Annotated in this window: 3 rRNA genes; all 3 read left to right on the forward strand. The window is 55.0% G+C overall.

The window, feature by feature from the left end:
• Positions 1 to 242: 242 nt before the first annotated feature.
• The 3 genes from JF543_RS14295 to rrf all read left to right on the forward strand — a co-directional run bounded on the left by JF543_RS14295 (position 243) and on the right by rrf (position 5,462).
• A 16S ribosomal RNA gene (locus tag JF543_RS14295) occupies positions 243 to 1,767 on the forward strand.
• A 367-nt stretch (positions 1,768 to 2,134) separates the two neighbouring features.
• A 23S ribosomal RNA gene (locus JF543_RS14300) occupies positions 2,135 to 5,240 on the forward strand.
• A gap of 105 nt (positions 5,241 to 5,345) precedes the next feature.
• Positions 5,346 to 5,462, forward strand: a 5S ribosomal RNA gene (gene rrf, locus JF543_RS14305).
• The 16S, 23S and 5S rRNA genes sit together here, the layout of an rRNA operon.
• Position 5,463 lies beyond the last annotated feature (1 nt).

A 5,463-nucleotide genomic window follows, 5' to 3' on the forward strand; every position in this document is an offset into this window, starting at 1 on the left:
GATTGTGAAGTTGCCTTGCGCGTCTGGCCTTTGTTGGTTGGTGTGTGGGTGCGTCCGATCCTTGAGAACTCAACAGCGTGCACTTGTCAAATGCCAAATTATCCTCGTCCAGTCTTTTTGGCTGGTTGAGAATTCCTTTGGATCAAATTATATGTGAATGTCAGCAATGATGTTCGTTTTTTGGTCATGATTGAACTCGCTGCCTGTTCGCCGTTTTCCCGGTGGGTGGGTATGCATCGTTTTTTACGGAGAGTTTGATCCTGGCTCAGGATGAACGCTGGCGGCGTGCTTAACACATGCAAGTCGAACGATGAAGCCTAGCTTGCTGGGTGGATTAGTGGCGAACGGGTGAGTAACACGTGAGCAACCTGCCCCTGACTCTGGGATAAGCGCTGGAAACGGCGTCTAATACTGGATATGTCCCATCACCGCATGGTGTGTGGGTGGAAAGATTTTTCGGTTGGGGATGGGCTCGCGGCCTATCAGCTTGTTGGTGAGGTAATGGCTCACCAAGGCGTCGACGGGTAGCCGGCCTGAGAGGGTGACCGGCCACACTGGGACTGAGACACGGCCCAGACTCCTACGGGAGGCAGCAGTGGGGAATATTGCACAATGGGCGGAAGCCTGATGCAGCAACGCCGCGTGAGGGATGACGGCCTTCGGGTTGTAAACCTCTTTTAGCAGGGAAGAAGCGAGAGTGACGGTACCTGCAGAAAAAGCACCGGCTAACTACGTGCCAGCAGCCGCGGTAATACGTAGGGTGCAAGCGTTATCCGGAATTATTGGGCGTAAAGAGCTCGTAGGCGGTCTGTCGCGTCTGCTGTGAAATTCCGAGGCTCAACCTCGGGCTTGCAGTGGGTACGGGCAGACTAGAGTGCGGTAGGGGAGATTGGAATTCCTGGTGTAGCGGTGGAATGCGCAGATATCAGGAGGAACACCGATGGCGAAGGCAGATCTCTGGGCCGTAACTGACGCTGAGGAGCGAAAGGGTGGGGAGCAAACAGGCTTAGATACCCTGGTAGTCCACCCCGTAAACGTTGGGAACTAGTTGTGGGGTCCTTTCCACGGATTCCGTGACGCAGCTAACGCATTAAGTTCCCCGCCTGGGGAGTACGGCCGCAAGGCTAAAACTCAAAGGAATTGACGGGGACCCGCACAAGCGGCGGAGCATGCGGATTAATTCGATGCAACGCGAAGAACCTTACCAAGGCTTGACATACACGAGAACGGGCCAGAAATGGTCAACTCTTTGGACACTCGTGAACAGGTGGTGCATGGTTGTCGTCAGCTCGTGTCGTGAGATGTTGGGTTAAGTCCCGCAACGAGCGCAACCCTCGTTCTATGTTGCCAGCACGTAATGGTGGGAACTCATGGGATACTGCCGGGGTCAACTCGGAGGAAGGTGGGGATGACGTCAAATCATCATGCCCCTTATGTCTTGGGCTTCACGCATGCTACAATGGCCGGTACAATGGGCTGCAATACCGTGAGGTGGAGCGAATCCCAAAAAGCCGGTCCCAGTTCGGATTGAGGTCTGCAACTCGACCTCATGAAGTCGGAGTCGCTAGTAATCGCAGATCAGCAACGCTGCGGTGAATACGTTCCCGGGTCTTGTACACACCGCCCGTCAAGTCATGAAAGTCGGTAACACCTGAAGCCGGTGGCCTAACCCCTTGTGGGAGGGAGCTGTCGAAGGTGGGATCGGTAATTAGGACTAAGTCGTAACAAGGTAGCCGTACCGGAAGGTGCGGCTGGATCACCTCCTTTCTAAGGAGCACTGCGGTTCTTCGGGACCGACAGAGCCGGATTCACACCGAATGTGTGTGACCGGAGCTCATGGGTGGAACATTTGACATGGCTCTTGGTGAGTCTTCTGGTTTTAGTACGCCGCTTGCGGTGGGAACGGGCTGGGGGATGAGCTGGGGGCCTGCACGCTGTTGGGTCCTGAGGGACCGGGCCGGCCTTCCCTGTTGTGGGGTGGGTTGTTCTGTTTCCTTGTGGCCCCTTTCGTCGTCCCCCTTGGTGGGGGTGGTGTGGGGGGACCGCCCGTACTTTGAGAACTACACAGTGGACGCGAGCATCTTAAAGAATACTTGCTGCCAGTCTTTTCCTGGGCTGGTGGCTTCTCATGTGATTTCAAGTCTTTAAGAGCAAACGGTGGATGCCTTGGCATCTGGAGCCGAAGAAGGACGTAGCAATCTGCGATAAGCCTCGGGGAACTGATAAGCGAGTTTTGATCCGAGGATGTCCGAATGGGGAAACCCCGCCAGGCGTTTGTGCGACCTGGTGACTCCCGCCTGAATATATAGGGCGGGTAGAGGGAACGTGGGGAAGTGAAACATCTCAGTACCCACAGGAAGAGAAAACAACAGTGATTCCGTGAGTAGTGGCGAGCGAAAGCGGATGAGGCTAAACCGGGTGTGTGTGATAGCCGGCAGGTGTTGCATGCCCGGGGTTGTGGGACTTTTCTGATCATTCTGCCGAGTGGTCGACGTGATGTGACGGTGTAGACGAATGGTCTTGAAAGGCCAGCCATAGTGGGTGCCAGCCCCGTAGTTGAAACGCTGCTCACAGCGTGAAGAGTATCCCAAGTAGCACGGGGCCCGAGAAATCCCGTGTGAATCTGTCAGGACCACCTGATAAGCCTAAATACTCCCAGATGACCGATAGCGGACAAGTACCGTGAGGGAAAGGTGAAAAGTACCCCGGGAGGGGAGTGAAATAGTACCTGAAACCGTTTGCTTACAAACCGTTGGAGCCTCCTTAGTAGGGGTGACAGCGTGCCTTTTGAAGAATGAGCCTGCGAGTTAGTGATATGTGGCGAGGTTAACCCGTGTGGGGTAGCCGTAGCGAAAGCGAGTCTGAATAGGGCGATTCAGTCGCATGTCCTAGACCCGAAGCGAAGTGATCTATCCATGGCCAGGCTGAAGCGACGGTAAGACGTCGTGGAGGGCCGAACCCACTTAGGTTGAAAACTGAGGGGATGAGCTGTGGATAGGGGTGAAAGGCCAATCAAACTTCGTGATAGCTGGTTCTCTCCGAAATGCATTTAGGTGCAGCGTTGCGTGTTTCTTGCCGGAGGTAGAGCTACTGGATGGCCGATGGGCCTCACCAGGTTACTGACGTCAGCCAAACTCCGAATGCCGGTAAGTGAGAGCGCAGCAGTGAGACTGTGGGGGATAAGCTTCATAGTCGAGAGGGAAACAACCCAGACCACCATCTAAGGTCCCAAAGCGCGTGCTAAGTGGAAAAGGATGTGGAGTTGCTTAGACAACCAGGAGGTTGGCTTAGAAGCAGCCACCCTTGAAAGAGTGCGTAATAGCTCACTGGTCAAGTGATTCCGCGCCGACAATGTAACGGGGCTCAAGCACGCCACCGAAGTTGTGGCATTGACATTTTTGGTAGGCCTTCGTGGTCCAGCCGTGTTGATGGGTAGGAGAGCGTCGTGTGGCGAGTGAAGCGGCGGTGTGAACCAGCCGTGGACGCTACACGAGTGAGAATGCAGGCATGAGTAGCGAAAGACGTGTGAGAAACACGTCCTCCGGAAGACCAAGGGTTCCAGGGTCAAGCTAATCTTCCCTGGGTAAGTCGGGACCTAAGGCGAGGCCGACAGGCGTAGTCGATGGACAACGGGTTGATATTCCCGTACCGGCGAAGAACCGCCCAAGCTAATCCAGTAATGCTAAGTGTCCAAAGCCAGTCATCGTCACCTTCGGGTGGCACCGGCTGGTGGAGCACACGACCCTATGCTGGTGCGGCTAGCGTATTAACAGGTGTGACGCAGGAAGGTAGCCCAAGCCAGGCGATGGTTGTCCTGGTGCAAGTGCGTAGGCCGAGTCATAGGCAAATCCGTGACTCATGATGGCTGAGACACGATGCGGATAAAAAGTGGGTGATCCTATGCTGCCGAGAAAAGCATCGACGCGAGGTTCAAGCCGCCCGTACCCCAAACCGACTCAGGTGGTCAGGTAGAGAATACCAAGGAGATCGAGAGAATCGTGGTTAAGGAACTCGGCAAAATGCCCCCGTAACTTCGGGAGAAGGGGGGCCATCCACTTATACCCACTTGCTGGGGAAAGGGTGTGGTGGCCGCAGAGACTAGTGGGTAGCGACTGTTTACTAAAAACACAGGTCCGTGCGAAGACGCAAGTCGATGTATACGGACTGACGCCTGCCCGGTGCTGGAAGGTTAAGAGGACCGGTTAGCCGCAAGGCGAAGCTGAGAATTTAAGCCCCAGTAAACGGCGGTGGTAACTATAACCATCCTAAGGTAGCGAAATTCCTTGTCGGGTAAGTTCCGACCTGCACGAATGGCGTAACGACTTCCCAACTGTCTCAACCGCGAACTCGGCGAAATTGCATTACGAGTAAAGATGCTCGTTACGCGCAGCAGGACGGAAAGACCCCGTGACCTTTACTACAGCTTGGTATTGGTGTTCGGTGTGGCTTGTGTAGGATAGGTGGGAGACTATGAAACCATGACGCCAGTTATGGTGGAGTCATTGTTGAAATACCACTCTGGTCATATTGGATATCTAACTTCGAACCGTGATCCGGTTCAGGGACAGTGCCTGGTGGGTAGTTTAACTGGGGCGGTTGCCTCCCAAAAAGTAACGGAGGCGCCCAAAGGTTCCCTCAACCTGGTTGGCAATCAGGTGGCGAGTGTAAGTGCACAAGGGAGCTTGACTGTGAGACTGACAGGTCGAGCAGGGACGAAAGTCGGGACTAGTGATCCGGCAGTGGCTTGTGGAAGCGCTGTCGCTCAACGGATAAAAGGTACCTCGGGGATAACAGGCTGATCTTGCCCAAGAGTCCATATCGACGGCATGGTTTGGCACCTCGATGTCGGCTCGTCGCATCCTGGGGCTGGAGTAGGTCCCAAGGGTTGGGCTGTTCGCCCATTAAAGCGGTACGCGAGCTGGGTTTAGAACGTCGTGAGACAGTTCGGTCCCTATCCGCTGCGCGCGTAGGAAGTTTGAGAGGATCTGACCCTAGTACGAGAGGACCGGGTTGGACGAACCTCTGGTGTGCCAGTTGTTCCGCCAGGAGCACCGCTGGTTAGCTACGTTCGGGATGGATAACCGCTGAAAGCATCTAAGCGGGAAGCCGGCCTCAAGATGAGACTTCCATCACCTTCGGGTGGAGAGGCTCCCAGCCAGACTACTGGGTTGATAGGCCAGATGTGGAAGCACGGCAACGTGTGCAGCTGACTGGTACTAATAAGCCGATGACTTGATAACACCATTCTTTCCAAAGATTTTTCGCGTCCACTTTGTGGTTCTCGACGTACGGTCGGAACCAAACAACACACCCACGAGTGTGTTGCCGACACATGTCAATAGTGTTACGGCGGCCATAGCGTGAGGGAAACGCCCGGTCACATTCCGAACCCGGAAGCTAAGCCTCACAGCGCCGATGGTACTGCAGGGGGGACCCTGTGGGAGAGTAGGACACCGCCGGACT

Source organism: Microbacterium esteraromaticum, from assembly GCF_017303215.1.
In the GTDB taxonomy this organism is placed as follows: Bacteria; Actinomycetota; Actinomycetes; order Actinomycetales; family Microbacteriaceae; genus Microbacterium; species Microbacterium esteraromaticum_C.